The sequence below is a fragment of the Marinobacter sp. genome (assembly GCF_041595835.1).
Taxonomy (GTDB): Bacteria; Pseudomonadota; Gammaproteobacteria; order Pseudomonadales; family Oleiphilaceae; genus Marinobacter.
Genome location: NZ_JBFHJO010000009.1, coordinates 61721 through 82068, shown reverse-complemented (window position 1 = coordinate 82068; position 20348 = coordinate 61721). Strand labels below are relative to the sequence as shown.

19 protein-coding genes are annotated in these 20348 nt (G+C 53.2%); 2 read left to right on the top strand and 17 right to left on the bottom strand.

Translation table 11 applies throughout. The features are described 5' to 3' along the window. Positions 1-7 precede the first annotated feature (7 nt). The 4 genes from ABYA77_RS05605 to mpl all read right to left on the bottom strand — a co-directional run bounded on the left by ABYA77_RS05605 (position 8) and on the right by mpl (position 5349). Positions 8-1930: a hypothetical protein gene (locus ABYA77_RS05605; protein WP_372964965.1), complete on the bottom strand. Its 1923-nt coding sequence runs from the start codon at positions 1928-1930 to the stop codon at positions 8-10. Positions 1931-2075: 145 nt separating this feature from the next. After that, on the bottom strand, positions 2076-3215 hold the full coding sequence (locus tag ABYA77_RS05600; protein ID WP_372964964.1) for an acyl-CoA dehydrogenase family protein: 1140 nt from the start codon (positions 3213-3215) through the stop codon (positions 2076-2078). A gap of 126 nt (positions 3216-3341) precedes the next feature. Beyond that, complete coding sequence (locus ABYA77_RS05595; RefSeq protein ID WP_372964963.1) at positions 3342-3962, bottom strand: flavin prenyltransferase UbiX; 621 nt, start codon at positions 3960-3962, stop codon at positions 3342-3344. Further along, positions 3955-5349, bottom strand: coding sequence for a UDP-N-acetylmuramate:L-alanyl-gamma-D-glutamyl-meso-diaminopimelate ligase (gene mpl, locus ABYA77_RS05590; protein ID WP_372964962.1), 1395 nt, complete (start codon positions 5347-5349; stop codon positions 3955-3957). Before mpl ends, ABYA77_RS05595 begins: the two co-directional genes overlap by 8 nt. Positions 5350-5493: 144 nt before the next feature. Here mpl and ABYA77_RS05585 point away from each other — a divergent pair, with 144 nt between their 5' ends. Beyond that, positions 5494-6759, top strand: coding sequence for a 6-phosphofructokinase (locus ABYA77_RS05585; protein ID WP_372964961.1), 1266 nt, complete (start codon positions 5494-5496; stop codon positions 6757-6759). Between the two features lie 87 nt (positions 6760-6846). Here the strand turns inward: ABYA77_RS05585 and ABYA77_RS05580 are convergent, their stop codons facing one another. Both ABYA77_RS05580 and ABYA77_RS05575 read right to left on the bottom strand, forming a co-directional pair. After that, the gene (locus ABYA77_RS05580; protein WP_372964960.1) at positions 6847-7089 is read right to left on the bottom strand and encodes a GrxA family glutaredoxin; all 243 of its coding nucleotides are present in this window, start codon (positions 7087-7089) and stop codon (positions 6847-6849) included. 151 nt (positions 7090-7240) lie between these two features. Next, entirely contained in the window at positions 7241-9367 is a 2127-nt protein-coding gene (locus tag ABYA77_RS05575) for a methyl-accepting chemotaxis protein (protein WP_372964959.1), read from the bottom strand. A 57-nt stretch (positions 9368-9424) separates the two neighbouring features. Here ABYA77_RS05575 and ABYA77_RS05570 point away from each other — a divergent pair, with 57 nt between their 5' ends. Further along, a complete protein-coding gene (locus ABYA77_RS05570) occupies positions 9425-9850 on the top strand; it encodes a YqaA family protein (protein ID WP_372964958.1) in 426 nt (141 codons plus the stop codon). Here the strand turns inward: ABYA77_RS05570 and ABYA77_RS05565 are convergent. The 11 genes from ABYA77_RS05565 to ABYA77_RS05515 form a co-directional block, all read right to left on the bottom strand. After that, the gene (locus ABYA77_RS05565) at positions 9847-11253 is read right to left on the bottom strand and encodes an ABC1 kinase family protein (protein WP_372964957.1); all 1407 of its coding nucleotides are present in this window, start codon (positions 11251-11253) and stop codon (positions 9847-9849) included. The two genes, ABYA77_RS05570 and ABYA77_RS05565, sit on opposite strands and share 4 nt — an antisense overlap. 39 nt (positions 11254-11292) lie before the next feature. After that, entirely contained in the window at positions 11293-11931 is a 639-nt protein-coding gene (gene lipB / locus ABYA77_RS05560) for a lipoyl(octanoyl) transferase LipB (RefSeq protein ID WP_372964956.1), read from the bottom strand. Then, on the bottom strand, positions 11931-12200 hold the full coding sequence (locus tag ABYA77_RS05555; RefSeq protein WP_372964955.1) for a YbeD family protein: 270 nt from the start codon (positions 12198-12200) through the stop codon (positions 11931-11933). Before ABYA77_RS05555 ends, lipB begins: the two co-directional genes overlap by 1 nt. A 42-nt stretch (positions 12201-12242) precedes the next feature. Next, positions 12243-13418, bottom strand: a complete 1176-nt coding sequence (locus ABYA77_RS05550) for a D-alanyl-D-alanine carboxypeptidase family protein (RefSeq protein ID WP_372964954.1) — start codon at positions 13416-13418, stop codon at positions 12243-12245. A 45-nt stretch (positions 13419-13463) separates the two neighbouring features. After that, positions 13464-14369, bottom strand: coding sequence for a septal ring lytic transglycosylase RlpA family protein (locus ABYA77_RS05545; protein WP_372964953.1), 906 nt, complete (start codon positions 14367-14369; stop codon positions 13464-13466). A 110-nt stretch (positions 14370-14479) separates the two neighbouring features. After that, positions 14480-15619: a rod shape-determining protein RodA gene (gene rodA / locus ABYA77_RS05540; RefSeq protein ID WP_372964971.1), complete on the bottom strand. Its 1140-nt coding sequence runs from the start codon at positions 15617-15619 to the stop codon at positions 14480-14482. 5 nt (positions 15620-15624) lie between these two features. Next, a complete protein-coding gene (mrdA, locus tag ABYA77_RS05535) occupies positions 15625-17523 on the bottom strand; it encodes a penicillin-binding protein 2 (RefSeq protein ID WP_372964952.1) in 1899 nt (632 codons plus the stop codon). Between the two features lie 8 nt (positions 17524-17531). Beyond that, on the bottom strand, positions 17532-18002 hold the full coding sequence (gene rlmH, locus ABYA77_RS05530) for a 23S rRNA (pseudouridine(1915)-N(3))-methyltransferase RlmH (RefSeq protein WP_372964951.1): 471 nt from the start codon (positions 18000-18002) through the stop codon (positions 17532-17534). Positions 18003-18004: 2 nt separating this feature from the next. Then, the gene (gene rsfS, locus ABYA77_RS05525) at positions 18005-18355 is read right to left on the bottom strand and encodes a ribosome silencing factor (protein WP_372964950.1); all 351 of its coding nucleotides are present in this window, start codon (positions 18353-18355) and stop codon (positions 18005-18007) included. A gap of 79 nt (positions 18356-18434) precedes the next feature. Next, on the bottom strand, positions 18435-19076 hold the full coding sequence (gene nadD / locus ABYA77_RS05520) for a nicotinate-nucleotide adenylyltransferase (protein WP_372964949.1): 642 nt from the start codon (positions 19074-19076) through the stop codon (positions 18435-18437). Positions 19077-19080: 4 nt separating this feature from the next. Further along, a complete protein-coding gene (locus tag ABYA77_RS05515) occupies positions 19081-20337 on the bottom strand; it encodes a glutamate-5-semialdehyde dehydrogenase (RefSeq protein WP_372964948.1) in 1257 nt (418 codons plus the stop codon). Positions 20338-20348 lie beyond the last annotated feature (11 nt).

Sequence of the window (20348 nt, the reverse complement as noted above, 5' to 3'; positions counted from 1 at the left end):
CCACTATTCACTCGTCAGCAGGTGACTCTGCCAACCCCTCAATCAGGTATTCCGTAAGCGTTTTATAGCCGTAAGTTACCTGTGCATAAGCACTGTTCGGGGCATCACGGAACAGCATTCCGCAGCCTGTTACCGTTCCACGCCTCTCAAGGTATGCCTCACGAATAAGGTTTGCTGTTGTCGAGTCTAACCCCTCCATATTCAATGACGAATAGTACAGTTGCCACTGCAAATCTCCCGCATCCGGGCCCGCCATCGAAAGACTTTTCAGGGGGTATCTCTGCAAACGCTCTATCTGGAGGCTTCCACCCTCATCCGGCTGACTGTATTCCCGCACATCGTATTCGTAGGCATCAACCTCGCCCGCAATCTCGAGAGGGAATAACAAGGTCACATACGGCTCAGACAACCGCGGCAACTCGTCATTCACACCCTTCGGCTCGCAAACACCTTCAGGCTCTTTAAAGGCAAGCTGAACCTCCAATGCCCCCCCCGACGCTATTCTGTACCCGGTAACAGAACTCCCGGCCAATACATCTGCCGGCGATTTATCAGGCGCTTCCGTGGTCAGCAGGCTGATTTCTCGCTCCTCAGAGACAGAGCCAGACACCACCTCTACAACCATACTTTTATCGTTCCAGCTCCAGGTCATCTCAGCAGTACCATCCAGCTCAGAGCTGTCCGGGCTTATACCACGGGTTTCCAGGTGGCAGGATGTAACGGTATCGAAATAGGCTCGCTCATTATCCCAATCAAAGACCAGACGTTCGTGAATGCCGCCTTCGTCATACAAACCTTTGCTATGCTCGGAAAGAGACGCGCTGGGGTGCCATTGATTTTTCAGCTTTGCGATATACCCATTAACCTGAACAAGCCGGGCAAGCTCTGGCAGTGAGGGCTCCATACAGCCCCGACTGGAAACAGACAGTAGCTGACCATCTTCAGTGTAATCAAACCTAAGCTCTGCAGACTTCTCAAGATTACTCGCCGGCAGGCTGCCCCCGCCCTCAGCAGAAGCCGATACCGTCTGACTTGTCAGTAGAACCGGATTTTCCAGTTCCACAGGTACGACCGGCAATTCAATCGCATCGGTATCAACAGTGTCATAATTCTCACCAGAAGCTGCGTCATCCACCAATTGGATAATGTCCGCCGCATTCTGAACCAGAGAGATACCAAGCAAATACACCGCATCCCTCGATAAGAACCGCTCAGTCCCGTCACTGTTTTCTCTGGCCAGGCTCGAATTGTAATCGTCGGGCGTTTGGCTGGCCATGAAGCGAGCCAGTGCACGAGCATAGGCATGAGCCTGTTCGTTACGGGAAAGAATGTAATCCTGCAAAAGATTCAACCCATTCAGGTCAGCAGAACTCTCGGGCGCAACGTTTTTTGGATTAAGGTTGATTCGTTTTGCGACTTCAGCCCGGAATCGCGCCAGGGTGGTCAGCGGCGTCACATTTGTGACCCCCGGACTAGCCGACATCAGGTAGGCCCGCTTAACGGCCACTTCGCCACTACGGGTTTCTTCCATGGTTTTACCGGGGAGCGCCAGCGCGTATAGAGGGTAATCTCTGGGGTCCAGATCTTTACCCTTGAGCTCATCGACCTGCAGCTCATCAGTATCAAGCGTGAAACGGCCACCTGCCGTCGTCATATCGGTGGGCTCCCCGCTCTGCAGGATGTGAGTCTCACCATTGGCCAGGGTGACACTGAGCGGGCCCGGGTTGTACTGACCGTCATCATTCAAATCCAGCCAGACGCGGGCGTTCCGAAGGTAACCATCGATTACCCGCCCCTCATAATCCACCGGTTCGCTATAGCTGACTCCATCAAAATCACGGCCGTCAACCGGCAGTTGATCGGACTCTTCGCCACAACCGGCGATGGCAAGTGTTAACAGGGGAACGGAAAGACTGATCAGGCGTTTCATCGCGGCAACCATTTATCCTTGTTAGAAGGTTGTGCCGCTACTGTAGGGAATACCATCGCCGGAGACATTGACAGGCTTGGCAAAATGTAAAGTTTGGTAAATAACAGGCCCCAATTTGCTTCAGCGCCTGTTATTTACCGGCAAATCAGAATGAGCGGGCGACAATTTCTTTCATGATTTCGTTTGTGCCAGCGTATATACGCTGCACGCGAGAATCAGCCCAGGCTCGGGCGATGGGATATTCCCACATATAACCGTAGCCACCGTGCAGCTGCACGCATTCGTCCATCACCTTACATTGCAGATCGGTGGTGTGCTGTTTCAGCATGGCTGCCGTGGGAACATCCAGCTTTTTGTCCAGGTGCAATTCCAAACAACGATCGGTAAAAACCCGCGCCGCAGTAATTTCAGCTTTCAGCTCCGCCAGTTTGAAGCGCGTATTCTGAAACGCGATCACAGGCTTTCCAAACGCTTTCCGCTCTTTAACGTAATCCAGAGTCCACTGCCACGCGGCTTCAGCTGCCGCCACGGCACCAAGCGCCACCTGCAAACGTTCTGAAGCCAGCTCTTGCATCAACTGAAAAAAGCCCTGACCTTCACCAGGGCCAATCAGGTTTTTCACCGGTACTTTGACATCCTGGAAGAACAATTCAGAGGTGTCCTGCGCCTTCATCCCCACCTTGTTCAGGTTCTGGCCTTTCTCGAAACCATCCCAAGAGGTTTCCACCACCAGCAGACTGATGCCCTTGGCGCCTTCTTTGGGGTCGGTTTTGGCTACAACAACAACCAAGTCCGCCAACTGACCGTTAGTGATAAAGGTTTTGGAACCATTCAGGATGAAATGGTCGCCCTGACGAATCGCTGTCGTTTTCACACCCTGCAGATCAGAACCTGCACCAGGTTCCGTCATGGCTATCGCGCCGATCATTTCACCGGAAGCCAGTTTCGGGAGGTAATGGTTCTTCAGTTCATCCGAACCATAGTTCAGGATGTAGGGGGCGACGATATCTGAATGCAGCCCCCAACCTATACCGGTCAAACCTGCCCTTGCGATTTCTTCGATCAATACCGCACTGTAACGGAAGTCAGCACCCACTCCGCCAAACTCTTCCGGCAAACAGGGGCACAGGAATCCCAACTCACCCGCCTTGTGCCAAAGTTCACGGCTTACCTGTCCATCTTTTTCCCATTGTTCATGATAGGGCGTAGCTTCCTGCTCCAGGAACTTACGAACGGAATCCCGGAAACCTTCAAGATCGGCATCAAACAGAGTACGTGGAATCATTGCTGAACCTCGATGTACGAGTGGATTTGTTTTTATGTTCAGCCAGTGTGTGGCGGGGTGCGATTTTGCTCAATGGTGAAAACCATCAATCGCTTTGGCCAAAACCAACGCCGGAGGAAATCCCGCTCAGCTTTTCTTTTCACCCCAACGAGGCACAAGAGTCTGGGGCATCTCAAGATGGTCAAGAATTCGAGCTACCATGAAATCCACCAGATCACCGACAGATTCCGGCTTGTGGTAAAAACCCGGGCTGGCCGGCATGATCACGGCGCCCATGCGGGTTAGCCTGAGCATATTTTCCAGATGGACTTCCGAATAGGGAGATTCGCGCAACACCAGAATCAGCTTTCGCCGTTCTTTCAGCGCCACATCACCCGCACGCTCAATCAGGTTATTGCTAGCGCCCGTAGCCAGCGCGGACAGCGTTCCGGTACTGCACGGGCAAATGACCATGGGCGCTTTTTCACCCGAGCCAGAGGCCGGTGGTGAAAACCAGTCTTCTCTGCCGAATACCTGAACCTGCCCCGGCTGAGCACCCGTGTGCTCAGTAAAGGCTTCAGCCATCGCCCGCGGAGAACCGGGCAAACGAAAATCTGTTTCAGTGGCAATGACCACCTGCGCTGCCCGGCTCACCATAACATTCACCCGGCAGCCATTTGCCACCAGACATTGCATCAGGCGCAAAGCATACTGGGCACCCGAAGCACCGGTGATTGCAAGATTGATGACTGGTGAACGTTCAGCCACGAATTTTCTCCAGTTCCGCCACCAGTTTTTGATGAATTCCGCCAAACCCGCCATTACTCATAATGACAATGTGGCAGGTTTCAGGCAGCAGTTCCAATGTGCGAGCAATCAGTGCATCCACTGAATCGTCGACACTGTGGTGATCCAGCGCTCCATGCTCTGCCCGCCAGCTATTTACCAGTTCCGGCAACCAGTCCATATTGCTGAGATTGGCCCACAGCACATGATCGGCGCAGGCTGCACTGGGGATCAATGTTTGCTGATGCACCCCCTGTTTCATAGTGTTAGAGCGGGGCTCAATAATAGCAATGATCGGTTCATCCCCCACCTGGTTACGCAGACCTTCAAGAGTGGAAGCAATAGCCGTGGGATGGTGAGCAAAATCATCATACACAGTCACGCCACCAACCTCGCCCACTAACTCCATGCGCCGCTTAACACCTGAAAAACGGCACAAAGCCGCCACCGCATGATCCGGTGTTACGCCAACATGGCGGGCAGCGGCAATCGCTGACAAGGCATTGCGCACGTTATGCAGACCGGTCATATTCCACTTCAGCATAGCAACCGGCTGCTCGTGGTGAATGACCATAAACCGGCTACCATCCTCCGACATCAACTCGGCTCGCCAGTCTGTACTCCGGGAAATTTCACTGCCAATGGAGGTATCCTGCACCGGGCTCCAGCACCCCATGCCCAAGGCGTTATCCAGGTGCGGATCAAGCGCCGGACGAATGATCAGCCCCTGCGAAGGCACCGTGCGTACCACATGGTGAAACTGACGTTCAATCGCTTCAACATTGTCAAAAATGTCCGCGTGATCGTATTCAAGATTATTCAGAATCAACGTATTCGGGCGGTAATGGATAAACTTGGAACGCTTATCGAAAAATGCGCTGTCGTATTCATCCGCCTCAATAACAAAGAAGTCACTGGTTCCCAACCGGGCTGAAACCGGAAAATCCTGCGGCACGCCACCCACCAGATAACCAGCATCGAAACCGGCCTGATCAAGAATCCACAGAAGCATGGCGGTGGTGGTGGTTTTGCCATGTGTACCGGCCACAGCCATCACCCACCGATGGTGGAGCACCTCCCGCGCCAGCCACTCAGGGCCGGACATATAATCAATTCGGCGATTGAGTACCGCTTCAACTTCCACATTACCCCGGGACATGGCATTGCCAATCAGCACCAGGTCCGGCCTGGGTTCAAGATTCTCTGACCGATAGCCTTCCATCAGCTCAATACCCTGGGCTTCAAGTTGTGTGCTCATGGGCGGATAAACACCTTGGTCAGACCCGGTCACGGTATGACCAAGTTCCCTGGCAATCACGGCCAAACTGCCCATAAACGTGCCACAGATGCCCAGAATATGTATATGCATTAGGGTATTGCCTCCAATTTGAATCCTGCCAAGCCTCTACCATCCTTTCTGCGGGGTCAAGAGGCGGCATATCCTCATGAAAAGCCGCCCTGTTTGACGTATCATCTGTGCCATCATGGAACCAGCAGGAGGCTTAAGCCCGCGATGGCGATCAAGAACGCATTTTATGCCCAATCTGGCGGTGTAACCGCCGTCATCAACGCCAGTGCATGCGGCGTTATTCAGACCGCACGCAAGCATCCGGACAAGATCGGCAAAGTCTACGCCGGCCGTAACGGAATTATTGGCGCACTGACCGAAGAGCTGATTGATACCAGCCTGGAATCGGATGATGCCATTCAGGCGCTGATTCACACCCCGGGTGGCGCGTTTGGCTCCTGCCGATACAAACTGAAGAACTTGTCCGAGAACCAGCGCGAATACGAGCGGCTGATCGAAGTCTTCCGAGCCCACGACATCGGCTACTTCTTCTACAACGGCGGCGGCGATTCACAGGATACCGCTTACAAAGTCTCCCAGCTGGCCGACAAAATGGGTTATCCGATCACCTGCATCGGTGTACCTAAAACGGTCGACAACGACCTTCCGTTTACCGACTGCTGCCCGGGTTTTGGCTCTGTCGCCAAGTACATTGCCACCTCCACAATGGAAGCCAGCCTGGACATCAAGTCTATGTGCGAAACTTCCACCAAGGTATTCATCCTGGAAGTCATGGGCCGGCATGCGGGCTGGATCGCCGCCTCCGGCGCTTTGGCTAGCCAGGGAGAAGAAAGCGAACCGCCTCATATCATCCTGTTCCCTGAAATTCCGTTCGACCGGGAGAAGTTCCTGGCACGGGTTGATCAATGCGTGAAGGAATATGGATACTGTGTCGTAGTTGCCTCTGAAGGCGCCCAATACGACGACGGTCGTTTTGTAGCCGACGCCGGTGCCAAAGATGCATTCGGACACACACAATTAGGCGGTGTTGCCCCGGCTCTGGCCAACATGGTCAGGCAGGCGCTGGGTCACAAATACCACTGGGCCGTTGCGGACTATCTGCAACGCGCTGCTCGCCACATCGCTTCTGCCACAGACGTTGAGCAAGCCTATGCCGTAGGCAAGGCTGCGGTGGAAATGGCTCTGGCCGACAAGCAGGCTCTCATGCCTACCATCGTGCGAGATCAGGCCAAGCCTTACCGCTGGTCAATTGGCGAAGCCAACCTGAGTGAAGTCGCCAACCAGGAAAAGAAAATGCCCATCCATTACATTACGGATGACGGCTTTGGCATTACCCAAGAGTGCCGCGACTACCTGCAACCCCTGATTGAAGGCGAAAACTTCCCGCCTTTCGAAAATGGCATACCCAAGGTGGCCAAACTGAAGAACCAGCTGGTCGAGAAAAAGCTGAAAACAGAGTTCACCCTCTGACGGGTATCATCTGAAACAAAAAGCCCGACCACTGCATAGTGGCCGGGCTTTTTTATATCGGATAAAAAATGCTAACCCACAGCGGACTTAAGCGCTGTGTTCACGCACATAAGCAAAGAACTCATCACAACCACCCACATACTCGGAACCCACCAAGATCTGGGGCACAGTGTAGACCGGGCGACCAATACGATCTGCAACGTCCTGCTTACTCAGACCCTGTTCAACCATATCAATCCAGGTGTATGGATAGTTCCTGGATTCACATAAATTTCTTGCTCGAACACAAAAGCCACACCCCATACGGCCGTAGATGGTGACATGCTCCATAAATACCTCCGGTTGCACGGGGCTAACCCCTGCGATGATTATAAAAATGCCTTGGTCGAATTCAATGATGACACGAGCACCAAAAATTGAAAATTGATGCTTCACATAGGGGTCATAGTAAGTGCTGATACTGCCCCAGGCAGGAAAGCAATCAGGTTTTCAGGCGATTCAGTTCCCGATCCAGAACCTGCACCTGTCCATCCAGTGCCTCACCACTCTGGCGAACACGATGAGCTAACTCCCGCAAATCAGTAGCTGCGTCACCAAGCTGGGTCAAATTACGATTGATCTCTTCACTCACAGAGCTCTGCTCCTCCGCAGCAGTGGCAACTTGAGTGACATGCTCTACGATGGTATCGATACGTTCCACAACCGTGGCCAATGAATGAGCAGCCTCCCGGGTTCCATCCACTGCCGTCGAGGCACGCTCAACGCCACTTTGAATCACCGACACTGCACCGGTCACATCGCCCCTCAAACTCTCGATCATATCGCTGATTTCATCGGTAGATTCACGGGTCCTGGAGGCGAGGGTCCTTACTTCATCCGCTACCACCGCGAAGCCCCGGCCTTGTTCCCCGGCACGAGCGGCCTCTATCGCAGCGTTGAGAGCAAGCAGGTTAGTCTGTTCAGCAATCCCCCGAATAACCTCAATAATCCGGTTTATTTCTTCACTACGCTGAGCCACATGGCCGATCGCTGAGCTGGCCTGCCCCATATCCCCAGCCAACGCATCCACACCTCTGACTGCCACGCTCAGGGTATCCTGTGTAAACCGGATACCATCACGAGCCGCACAGGCGTTCTCAGCCGCCTCACCGGCGAAACCTGCAACTTCACCTGCCGCTGCAGACATCTCATTCATCGCAGTAACCACGCTGTCAACATCCTGATGCTGACGGGCTGTCTGTTCGTCAATATCCCGGCCAATAGCGCCCACACCTGCAGCCTGGCCATGAACCTGGGCGTTTACGCTTTTCAGATCGTTAATCATTTCCCGTAAGCGTGCGAGGAATGCGTTAAACCCGCCAGCCAGGTCTATCAATTCGGCATGAGTATCTATATCCAGATCATGAGTGAGATCACCTTCCGCACTGGCCAGGTTTCGCATTCGGTCTCGAATCTCATCGAGGGGGCGGGTTACCGAGCGCACTAGCAGGATCAGTACAGCAATGGCCATTAGCACGACAATCGCACCAACCACTGTTTGGCGAGTTGCAGTATTATCCACTTCGGATGCCAATAACCCGGTCATTTCGCCGACACCTGCAAGGGCAACATCACGGGGCAACTCGATCAATAATGACCACTCGCTGCCGGACAGCGCCACCTTTACCGGATAGGCAACGGCGAGCGTTTCTCCGTCGTCATACTGCCCCCCCTGCCGATGCAGCCGGGCAAACTCAGAGGCCAGGCCAGGTATGGCTTCCGCAAGAGGCCGCCCCAGTTGTTGCTGATAATGGGAAGAGGCCGCAATCAAGCCGCTTTCGCTGATTAACGAGACCCTTGATTCACCGCTGTACAGCTTCTGGCTAACGTCAATAAGCATGGTTTGCAGCGTCGTCAGGTTGATGTCCACACCCACCACACCGGCAAACTTTCCAGCACTCAGAACAGGAACAACCAGACTGGTCATCAACTCCGAATAGCCATCCTCTATTTCATAGTCATAAGGCTCTAACAAACAGGGCTTAAGAGAGTCCATTGAACACAGATACCACTCAGCCTCACGCACACCGAACTCATCACGATTTTCCAGATATTTTTCAGAGGGGTCCGCTGTATGGCTGAACTCGATATCACCCTGCGGGTTGCGGAAATAGTAGATTTCGAGCGTACCCGCATCGCTGCTATGCTCTGCGGCATCATCAGTGAAATAAAGATCCAGCCCATCATAGGCATCTGGCTCAAAGTGCGCGTAGATCGCACTCAGGTTGTCTTGGTCAGCTAAAACCGTTTTAATCATCGCCTGGAGACTCCAACGGCTAATGCTCCCAAGACGATTATCTTCAATATTCTGACTAATCAGGCTACGCAGCATTTCCGGTGCCTGATAGGCTGCGTCAAATTTGCCAGCCACCAACTCACCATACTGTCCGGCAGTTGCAATCAACTGATCCATCACAATACTTTGTACCGTTTGACCCACTCCCTTAGACAGCCGGTCCTCCATGGCAGTCAAAGAGACCTGAGCCGTCACGACAATGCTGATCCCTAAAACCAACAGCAACGTAATGACCAAACCGTAGAGTTTGAAGCGGAGTGAAAGCTGTTTCATAGACGGCAAAACCTTTTAAAGTAAGCTTCAACTAATACCATAGAGCATGGAGCGCCCGTGGCGTACCTGACCCTGTTTTCCACCGCATTCGTTGCGGCAACCCTATTACCGGCCTATTCCGAAATACTGCTGGGCACACTTGTCAGCCAGGGACTGCCGTTATTCTGGCTTTGGTTCTCGGCAACGCTGGGCAACACACTAGGATCTGTCGTTAACGGAGTTATCGGCCGGCAAGTGGATCGCTTTAAGCACAAACGCTGGTTTCCGGTCAGTGAGCAACAGTTACATAAGGCCCGAAACCGGTTTAATCGTTACGGGCAGTGGTCTCTGTTAATGGGATGGCTACCGCTGGGCGGCGATGCGCTAACACTGGTAGGAGGCGTAATGCGGGTACCCTGGCCAAACTTCATCATTCTGGTTGGCATAGGGAAGGGTCTGCGGTATGCCATCGTCATCTGGATAGCACTGCAGACGCTACATTAACCTTCCCGGTTGCTGTACAGGTACTGTCTCAGAAGGTCCTCGCCATTAAATTCTGAACACAACACCGCTATAAATGTATAGACGCCAATCAGCTTCCGGTTCAGGAAGACAAATTCTTTTGGCGGTACCCGGAAGTAACGACTGATAGCTGACCGAGCGGCCTGTTTCGCCACCCGGGATGGCAAATCACTTTGCTTCCAGCGATATTCGCCCAGACTATTTACTGCGTAGTCCGGCCATTGGCTTCGATCTTTGGCCAAAGGCTCCAATACAGACATACACACCGAACCAAATTTTTCCAACACTGCCGCCGGCCAGTCCCGACTCATAAAATGCAGCGTTATCCCGCCATCAATGACAGAGTCCAGGTCGCCCTCGTAAGATGCTTTGATCATCTGAATGACCGGGGAAAGGAATGCCTCGGAGTATCGTTGTACGGCGCCGAAATCTAGCAATACAATTTTGTCTTGCCAGGAGCCTTCTCCCGCTTCCCTGGCAATACGAATCCGGTAATTCCCAAAATTCGGGTCCGTCTGAATCTCACCCCAATCAAACAATTCCCGGAAAAACAACTCAAGAGCAGCCTTACCTAACGCACTTCTCCGGTCCAAAGAGAGGTGCCGGACTTCTGGAGCGTTAATGGGGTAACCGTGTTCATAGGTGGAAGCAATAATATGATCGGTCGAATACTCCTGCAGCACCCGGGGAACTACAAAACGAGGATCCCCCATAAGCATTTGGCGAAAATTTTCAGTGGTTCGGGCTTCCAGACGGTAATCGACCTCCCGGTGCATCATCTCCCGGACTTCTTCCAGCCAGTCATTGAATTCCGGACCAAAGCTCACCAACCGAGCAACCTTCAACAACTGAGCAACCGCATTCAGGTCGCTATCAACCGCATCAGCCACCCCCGGGTATTGCACTTTCAGGACAAGCTCAAGCCCATCACTTTTACGCAACGCCCGATGCACCTGCCCCAAAGAGGCCGCGCCTATGGGTTCCGGATCAACGTCCAGTTCGGCCAGGCGCTCAGCTCCGATTTCGTCCTTGAGAACCCGTTCAATGGCAGGCCACTCCAGCGATGTGGTCTGGTCCTCCAGTGTATGCAGCGCCTCGGTGACTTCGTCTGGCAGAAAATGTTCACCATACAGCGCCATCACCTGGCCGATTTTCACAACACTGCCCTTGAGCTTGCCAAGTTCATCCACCAGAAACCGAGCCTGGTTCGACAGCATCGCGCTGTGACGCTTTTCCCGGTTCTCTTTACTGCTAAGCCAGTTAGTGGCCAGATGCGATGCCATGCGAGTCCCGGCAAATAAACCCGCCTTGGTCAGAGATAACCGGCGCTCAAAACTGCCAGTCTTGATTCGAGAAACGGATTTTCCGGGCTGCCTGGTCGACATGCATAACCTGTCTGTTAGAAAGTTCGAAATGTTGGCGGCCTACCAACCCTGCCTGAACTCTACATCCTGTCCACCAAGCCCAGAGACCAACTGCCTGACAAGGAGCTGTTCCACTTCATACACAGAAACGCCCGGTACGAAAGAACTGACTTGGCACATAGACAAACCCGCGTAGCCACAAGGGTTAATCCGGGAAAAGGGCTCCATATCCATATTTACATTAAGGGCCAGGCCATGGAATGAACAGCCTCTGCGTACACGCAGGCCGAGTGATGCGATTTTAGCGCCGTTCACATAAACGCCAGGGGCATCCGACCTGGATGCTGAGTCGATGTCATAGTCACCGAGAGTACGAACAATAGCCTGTTCAATCTCATCGACCAGAGCACGAACCCCCAGTTTACGCCGGGATAGGTCAATCAGCAGATACACAACCAATTGCCCGGGCCCGTGATAGGTTACCTGGCCACCTCGATCAACTTGAATAACCGGAATGTCACCAGGCAGAAGAATGTGCTCAGCCTTCCCGGCCTGCCCCTGGGTAAACACTCTTGGGTGCTCAAGGCACCAGAGCTCATCCACCGTGGTTTCATCACGGGAAGCAGTGAAGGATTTCATTGCTTCCCATGTTTCCATGTACGGCTGTTGTCCCAGGGACCGGACGATAAGATCTGCCATCACACCACCATATGAACCCGGCCACTGGCCTTAAGCTCTTCAAAGAGTGCTTTCAGTTGCGGCTCACCCGTGGCGACCATTTTCAGCCGAACCGATAAAAACCGGCCATTACGACTAGGGTTTTCGGACACATCGGCAGTGGAAATGCCAGGAGCGTGCTTGTCCACAACACTCACCACAAACTCGGTGAAATCCGGAGCGGAATCTCCGATTACTTTAATGATGTAATCGCAGGGAAATTCAATTTTTGGCGCTTTCGGCTCAGTCATACCCTACTAAACTCCCAGTCGTCGCAGCCAAAGCCTGCGGACTTAATTAAAAAGTTGGATGAAAAAGAGTTTGATCGAATCCCACAGGCGTTTAAACAGCCCGCCTTGCTCAATTTCAGTCAGGGCCAGCACCGGCTGTTCAATCAAGACTTCGCCATCAAGAGCTACGCGAACCCGACCAAGCTCCTCGCCCATTTTGATGGGTGCTTTAATCACAGAATCAAGGTCGACTGAAGATTCCAGCTTAGCTCTTGAGCCACGAGGAATAGTGACATAAACATCTTCAGCCATACCCACCGAAACCCTATTCTCTGCGCCACCCCATACATCTGCAGCCATCAATTCCTGACCAGCGCGGAATAAACGCTCGGTTTCATAATACCGGAAGCCGTAGTTAAGCATTTTCTGAACTTCCTGAGCCCGGGCCGCTGAACTACTGGTGCCCATGACGGAGGCAATCAAACGAGTGTCGCCACGTTTTGCTGAGGCGACCAGGCAGTATCCGGCTTCTTCCGTGTGCCCTGTTTTCAAACCATCCACACTGTCATCTCGCCAGAGCAGAGCATTACGGTTTGGCTGGCGAATATTGTTATAGGTGAAGTGTTTTTCAGCGTACAGCGAATAGTTTTCCGGATAATCCTGAATAATCGCCCGAGCCAGAATGGCCAGATCATAAGCTGTGGAGAAATGATCCGCAGCAGGTAAACCCGTTGCATTCTGGAAATGCGTGTTGGTCATGCCCAGCAGTTGCGCCTGCTGGTTCATGATATCGACAAAGGCATCTTCACTGCCTGCAATAAACTCCGCCAACGCAACCGAAGCATCGTTACCGGACTGAATAATGACACCTTTGAGCAAGTCTTCTACCGTTGCGCTGGTACCTTCCCGGACAAAGGTTCTGGAACCTTCCGTGCGCCACGCTTTAACGCTGATAGGCACCATATCCGACATGGAAATACGGCCCTCGTCGAGCTCACGCTCAACAATATAAGCGGTCATCATCTTGGTCAGACTGGCCGGAGGCAAACGCTCATTGCTGTTGTGCTCCATGATCACATGACCACTAAGAGGGTCCATCAGTACCCATGAACTGCCGGCTATCTGAGGAGCCGACGGAATAAGCACTGACTGAGCTGAAGCCTGGGCGGCAAAAACAGTCAGAGATAAAGCCAGAAAAAAGATTCGAGTAAAAATTTTGAAAGCCATGGGTAGTTTCATTCGCTGTCAGATGTTTGTCTTATGTATGTTCTGAACTCAAACGGTTCAGTGTGAGTCGGTAAGAACAATGGAATTACCAAACCCCCTGGATTCCAGAAGGCCTTGAGCGTATCGGGCGTCCTCTTCATTCACAAACGGGCCAACCTGTACCCGATGAAAACGCCCGCCATCCGTTGATACTTCACGAACCCGGACCGGATTTTCCAGCACCCCCTGAGCGCGGACGAGCATAGCATTTGCCGGCTCCCGACTACCGAAGGCACCTAACTGCACAAACAGCGCCTGCTGAGATCCGCCAACGACGCTCTCAGCAGGCTTCGGAGGCGCCTCAGCCACCACTGTACCGGCTTTGGGGTCATAGCGCTCTCCTGCCAAAAACATAGATCCGTCTGGCGCGACTGTAATAGCAGCCACTTCAACCCGGGCAGTACCTCGGGACTGGTAACCTAGTTTTTTAGCGGCAGCATAAGAGAGATCAATCAACCGATCGCCATGAAAGGGCCCCCGGTCATTTACCCGAACGATCACAGAGCGACCATTATCCAGGTTTGTTACTCTGGCATAACTCGGAATACGCAGTGATTTGTGGGCAGCAGACATAGAGTACATATCGAACACTTCACCGTTCGATGTTTTGTGCCCATGAAACTTCTGCCCGTACCAGCTAGCCGTGCCCCTGGCCACGTAGCCTTCGTTGCTGTCGACAACGTGATAGCTTTTACCCCACACCTGATACGGCGACTTGTTGCCAGCGCGACGAGGAGCTTCATACCTAGGCACTGCGTCAGTCAGGCCGCTGGTGTCAAAATTTCCTTCGGGTGCCCGATCCTGCTTCAAGGTATACCTTGAAGAGTGATCCACCTCTGGTGAACTGGTATTGGTGCTGGCGCAACCTGACAGCCCCAACACGACTGCCGGTACCAGGAACCAGGTATTCAGAATTTTCGCCATAGCTGTGCGCAACTCATAATGTTGGTTTGTCAGAGACTACTGACCCGCAATATTGTACCGGGTTCCTGCAGGCATTCACCATTACCAGCCGCTCATCATTCTCCTTTGCGTCAGGCAGTAATCATTCGCCGATGCGTGTGAATAGACATCAACACACCGAATGCTGACATAAGTGTCACGCCAGAAGTTCCGCCATAACTGATTAATGGCAGAGGAACCCCGACAACAGGCAGCAACCCACTGACCATGCCTATATTGACAAAAACGTAGATAAAAAAGGTCATGGTCAATGCGCCAGCTAACAGCCGGCCAAAGGAGTCCTGCGCCGTCACCGCGATGTACAGGCAACGAAGAATAATCAGAAAATACAGTGTCAGCAGCAGCAGCATGCCCACAAAACCGAATTCCTCCGCCAATACAGCAACAATAAAGTCAGTATGGCTTTCTGGCAGGAATTCCAGGTGGGACTGTGTCCCCTGGAGCCACCCCTTTCCGTCCATCCCCCCCGAGCCAATTGCAGTTTTCGACTGAATAATGTTCCAACCAGCACCCAGGGGATCACTTTGAGGGTCCAGCAAGGTTAAAACTCTCTGTTTCTGGTAGTCCCTCATAACGAAAAACCACATCAGCGGAGCTGAAACGGACACGACACCAAAAAAGGCAACGATCAATTTCCAGCTCATACCCGCAAAAAACACCACAAATATTCCAGCCATACCAACCAGCAATGAAGTGCCTAAGTCAGGCTGTTGAACGATCAGAAACATGGGTAGCAATACGATGATCAAACCAGCCATTACCCGGCCAAAGGTTGGTGGCAGATAATATCTGGAGAGGTACCAGGCTGCCATCATCGGCACAACGAGCTTCATAAATTCCGATGGCTGAAAACGAGGTAGCCCGGGAAGAGCCAGCCAGCGCTGAGCTCCCTTGGCACCCACGCCAACCAGCAGAACAGCCACCAGGCCTGCCAGGCCCAGAATATATAGCCAGGGCGACCAGCGCCGGAATACGGCAGGGTCCAGTTGGGCAAAAACAAACATCACAACAAACGCTACGGCCAAGCGAATGCCCTGAGCCTTAACCACTTCAATATTTCTGTCAGCACCGCTGTAGAGCACAAACAGCCCACCACCCACAAGCGCCAGTAACAGCGCCAACAGAATGGGGTCAATATGCAATATGCTCCAGATACTTCGCGTGCGTCCCAGACCAGCATTCACCTGAGAGCCTAACAGCTTATTACCCATAGCCATCAGTGAGTGCTCCCTTCATGGTCGGATTGCCCCAGCATGTCAGCCGCTTCGGCAGCAGGGAACTCTTCAAGCCAGGCATCGAACAAGCCTCTTCCAACGGGAGCGGCAACACTACTGCCACCACCACCATTTTCCACAATCACTGCAACAGCGATTTGCGGGTTATCCGCCGGTGCAAAGCCGACAAACAGCGCGTGATCCCTGAGGCGCTCCCGGATCTCTTCTGCGTCGTATTCTTCATCCTGAGCAAGGCTGAAAACCTGGGCTGTGCCGGTTTTCCCTGCCATTCTATAGCTGGCACCCCGGGCTGCTGCCCGCGCCGTACCCCGGGCACCATGCATAACCTCTTCCATGGTATCCACCACATATTCCCAGTCGCTGTTATCTTTCAGTGTTAACGGGGTATGGGTTTCTTTAGGTAAAAACTCATCAGCTGAACGGTCGCCGCGAATATCCTTAAGTAACCGGGGCTCAACCCACTCACCTCTGTTGGCCACCAATGCGGTTGCTGTTGCAAGCTGCAACGGAGTGGCCAGGAAAAAGCCCTGGCCAATACCCATGTTCACTGAATCCCCCGGATACCATGGCTCATTTCGAACCGCTCGCTTCCAGTCACTGGATGGCAGTAGACCACTCAGAGCGCCGGCAACATCCAGTGTCGCATCTTCCCCAAACCCGAAGGCAGAGAGATATTTGTGCATGGTATCAACACCCATCTCTACGGCCACATCGTAAAAATAGACATCGCAGGACTGTGCAACCGAGCCTTTAAGATCAATCCAGCCATGACCGGATCGCTTCCAGTCACGATACCGGCGCCCGCCTTCACGTAACTGGTAATAGCCCGGATCCCAGATTTTTCGCTCCCGGGTGGTCACGCCACTATCCAATGCAGCCACGGCCATCATCGGCTTGATTGTTGATCCCGGAGGGTACTGACCGCGTAAAGCACGGTTAAACAGGGGTTTATCAATACTTTCACTAAGCCCCCGGTAATCAGCAACACTGATACCCGTCACAAACTTGTTCGCATCAAACCCGGGAACACTCGCCAAAGCCAGTATTCCTCCGGTTGCCGGCTCGATGGCCACAATCGCGCCGCGACGACCCTCTAACAGTTCATGGGCTTTCTTCTGAAGGCGGAGGTCCAGATGCAACTGAATGTCTTCACCGGGCACGGGATTCTCCCGTTCCAATACACGTAAAATCCGCCCACGGGCGTTGGTCTCAACGTGCTGATACCCTACCCGGCCATGGAGCACTTTTTCATAAAACCGCTCGATCCCGGATTTGCCGATGTAGTGTGTCCCTGCATAGTTGACGGGATCAATTTTCTGAAGTTCCTCCCGGTTGATGCGCCCGACAAAACCCAGTGCGTGAGCTGTCAGCTCACTGTGCGGGTAGTAACGAACCAGTTCAGCTTCCACTTCCACCCCCGGAAACTCATGCCTGTGCACCGCCATTTTGGCAATATCATCTTCACCAAGATCATAGAACAGAGGAATTTCCTGATAAGGTCGTCTGGGTTCTTTAAGGCGTTTTCTGAAGCGTTCGAGGTCTTCGTCTTCGATGTCAATAATGGCGGCAAGCCGGGCCAGAGTTTCGTCTATTGGCCCCGCCCGTTCCGGCACAATGGTCAGGCTGAACACGGGCCGGTTCTCCGCCATCAGAATTCCATTCCGGTCATACACCAAGCCTCTGGGTGGCGGCACAGATTGCACCTGAACCCGGTTTTTATCAGACAACGTGGTGTAGATCTCATGTTCAACGATCTGCAGCTGATACATACGAACCAGCAAGCCAGACATCAGAACAATCACAAATATCAGCATAACCAAAGCACGGCGCTGGAAGAGCCGGCGTTCTGCTGCAGTGTCTTTGAATTCACCCCACGCCATAGAACGTCCTAGGCCCGGTGATAGGGGTGATTGCGCGTGATTGACCAGGCACGATATAGCTGCTCGGCGAGCAGAATACGCACCAAAGGATGAGGTAAAGTCAGGGGAGAGAGGGACCACTGCTGATCGGCACGTTGCCGACAGGCATCGGCCAGGCCATCAGGGCCACCAACCAGAAAAGATACATCCCGACCATCTTGCTGCCAGTTTTCAAGCTGGCTGGCCAGTTTTTCAGTAGACCACGGGCGGCCACCCACCTCCAAAGCAATCACCCTGTCCCGCTGACCAACAGCAGCAAGAATAGCATCGCTTTCTCGCTGCATCAGCCTGGGGATATCCGGGTTCTTACCTCGGTGAGCCATAGCAATTTCAGTCAGCTCGAGGGGCAACTCCGGCGGCATCCGGCGCGCGTAATCGTTGTACCCCGCAGTGACCCAGTCGGGCATCTTCTGCCCCACGCAGATCATTCGCAGGCGCATGATTACTCTCTGCCTACCGCACCAACATCCGGCGCATCGCGCCAGAATCGTTCCAAATCGTAAAACTCGCGGGCAGCCGGCATCATCAGATGCACGACAACATCACCCAAATCAACGAGAATCCAGTCGCTGCCTGCAGCACCTTCTACATTACTGGCCCGGACTCCCTGCTCCTTAGCTTCCAAAACCACGGAATCTGCAAGTGATTTAACGTGCCGACTGGACGTTCCGGATGCGAGAACCATAAAATCAGTGACGCTGGTACGATCACGAACATCAATCACGCTGATGTCCTGCGCCTTGATCTCTTCAAGTGCGTTCACGACCAGATCTTTCAGTTGTTCTGCCTGCATAATTACCCTGTGTTCCGGGCGATGGCCCTTATGGCCGCCCGATTAGTGATATTCAAACGCGATTGTAGCACTAAAACTTTCAGTCGGGGCAGGCACCGTAAAGGCCTTCATCATGAATTCTCTGCCATACAGAATCCGGCACAAGGTAACGAGGCGAGCGCCCGTCAGCAATCCTTTGCCGAATACCTGTTGCAGAAATGTCCATAAGAGGCGGTTTGAACTCGAAAAATTTTCCACCAGGAGTATGCCTCAGCTCTCCCGGAGTCGCTGCCCTGCGCTCTTCAAGCAACAGGCTCGCCGGACTACCTTCAGGCAGATCCGAACCTGGGCGGCGTACAACGACAACATGAGCCAGTGCAGGAATTTCCTGCCACTCCCTCCACCGATCAAAGCTGGCAAAAGCATCCGTTCCCACCACCATCACCAGTGGCTGTTCAGCGCCCAGTTCATTTCGCAATTGGCGAAGCGTATCGGCTGTATATGAAGCCCCGGCACGCTGCAACTCCCGGTCATCGACCTGCAAACGGGGCTCGCCACGGATCGCCAACTGAATCATCTGCAGTCGCTGAACAGACGTAGCCCCGGTACCACCGCGGTGTGGCGGAATATGGCAGGGCACCAAATGTACCCGATCCACCTCAAGGGTGTCAGACACCTCAAGAGCCAGCCTCAGGTGGCCATGATGAATCGGATCAAAGGTCCCGCCGTAGATTACATGCATTCAGTCAGGTCCGGATATGGCCGTCACCAAACACCACATATTTCTGAGATGTCAGTCCGTGCAGCCCAACCGGCCCACGGGCATGAATCTTATCGGTAGAGATACCAATCTCCGCACCGAGCCCATACTCAAAGCCGTCCGCGAAGCGCGTGGAAGCGTTAACCATCACAGAGCTGGAGTCCACCTCGGTGAGAAACCGACGAGCCCGGGTGTAGTTTTCCGTAATAATACTTTCAGTATGCTGGGAGCTATAGCGGTTGATATGATCTATAGCACCATCCAGACCGTCGACTACCCGCACCGCCAGAATAGGCGCAAGATATTCCGCATGCCAGTCATCTTCTGTGGCGGCGACAATATCTTTCAGAATGGTAAGCGTGCGCTCACAACCTCGAAGTTCCACGCTTTTCTCTGCAAACTCTCCGGCCAACAACGGCAAAATATCCTCAGCTATCTCTTGATCCACCAATAACGTTTCCATGGTGTTGCAAGTACCGTAACGCTGGGTTTTCGCATTAATCGCAACTTTAAGGGCTTTTTCAGGATCCGCATGACTATCAATATAGACATGGCAAACACCATCCAGATGTTTGATCACCGGCACTCTGGCATCGCGAGTGATGCGCTCAATCAACCCCTTTCCACCCCGGGGCACGATGACATCCACATATTGCGGCATGGTGATCAACTCCCCTACAGCCGCACGGTCAGTCGTTGTGACCACCTGAACCGCAGCTTTAGGAAGACCCGCTAAAGCCAACCCTTTATCCAAACACATCGCAATGGCTTGATTGGAGTGAATCGCCTCAGACCCGCCCCGCAAAATGGTAGCGTTGCCTGACTTAAGGCACAGACTGGCAGCTTCAACCGTAACATTCGGACGTGACTCGTAAATGATGCCGATAACCCCCAGAGGCACCCGCATTTTACCCACCTGAATCCCTGATGGGCGGTAAGTCATATCTGTAATTTCGCCAACCGGGTCGGGCAGGGACGCAACCTGTACCAACCCCTCGATCATGGCATCGATTCGTGCGGGAGTTAGTTCCAGGCGATCAAGCATCGCCGCATCAAGCCCGTTGGCCCGACCATTTTCCAGATCTTTCAGGTTAGCCTGCGCGAGTTCAGCTCTGGCCTCGTTCAACGCATCAGCAGTCGCCAGGAGCGCCTGATTGCGCACTTCAGTGGCGGACCGGGCAACTTCCCGTGCGGCGGACCGGGCCTTCTGGCCCAGCTCTGTCATATAAGCGGCTACGTCCATTGATTTACCTT

Bases quoted from the DNA above. Each gene is read 5' to 3' on its own strand.
- ABYA77_RS05605 (WP_372964965.1), bottom strand. From the start codon at position 1,930: ATGAAACGCCTGATCAGTCTTTCCGTTCCCCTGTTAACACTTGCCATC.
- ABYA77_RS05600 (WP_372964964.1), bottom strand. From the start codon at position 3,215: ATGATTCCACGTACTCTGTTTGATGCCGATCTTGAAGGTTTCCGGGAT.
- mpl (WP_372964962.1), bottom strand. From the start codon at position 5,349: ATGCATATACATATTCTGGGCATCTGTGGCACGTTTATGGGCAGTTTG.
- ABYA77_RS05585 (WP_372964961.1), top strand. From the start codon at position 5,494: ATGGCGATCAAGAACGCATTTTATGCCCAATCTGGCGGTGTAACCGCC.
- ABYA77_RS05580 (WP_372964960.1), bottom strand. From the start codon at position 7,089: ATGGAGCATGTCACCATCTACGGCCGTATGGGGTGTGGCTTTTGTGTT.
- ABYA77_RS05575 (WP_372964959.1), bottom strand. From the start codon at position 9,367: ATGAAACAGCTTTCACTCCGCTTCAAACTCTACGGTTTGGTCATTACG.
- ABYA77_RS05565 (WP_372964957.1), bottom strand. From the start codon at position 11,253: ATGTCGACCAGGCAGCCCGGAAAATCCGTTTCTCGAATCAAGACTGGC.
- lipB (WP_372964956.1), bottom strand. From the start codon at position 11,931: ATGGCAGATCTTATCGTCCGGTCCCTGGGACAACAGCCGTACATGGAA.
- ABYA77_RS05555 (WP_372964955.1), bottom strand. From the start codon at position 12,200: ATGACTGAGCCGAAAGCGCCAAAAATTGAATTTCCCTGCGATTACATC.
- ABYA77_RS05550 (WP_372964954.1), bottom strand. From the start codon at position 13,418: ATGAAACTACCCATGGCTTTCAAAATTTTTACTCGAATCTTTTTTCTG.
- ABYA77_RS05545 (WP_372964953.1), bottom strand. From the start codon at position 14,369: ATGGCGAAAATTCTGAATACCTGGTTCCTGGTACCGGCAGTCGTGTTG.
- rodA (WP_372964971.1), bottom strand. From the start codon at position 15,619: ATGGGTAATAAGCTGTTAGGCTCTCAGGTGAATGCTGGTCTGGGACGC.
- mrdA (WP_372964952.1), bottom strand. From the start codon at position 17,523: ATGGCGTGGGGTGAATTCAAAGACACTGCAGCAGAACGCCGGCTCTTC.
- rlmH (WP_372964951.1), bottom strand. From the start codon at position 18,002: ATGCGCCTGCGAATGATCTGCGTGGGGCAGAAGATGCCCGACTGGGTC.
- rsfS (WP_372964950.1), bottom strand. From the start codon at position 18,355: ATGCAGGCAGAACAACTGAAAGATCTGGTCGTGAACGCACTTGAAGAG.
- nadD (WP_372964949.1), bottom strand. From the start codon at position 19,076: ATGCATGTAATCTACGGCGGGACCTTTGATCCGATTCATCATGGCCAC.
- ABYA77_RS05515 (WP_372964948.1), bottom strand. From the start codon at position 20,337: ATGGACGTAGCCGCTTATATGACAGAGCTGGGCCAGAAGGCCCGGTCC.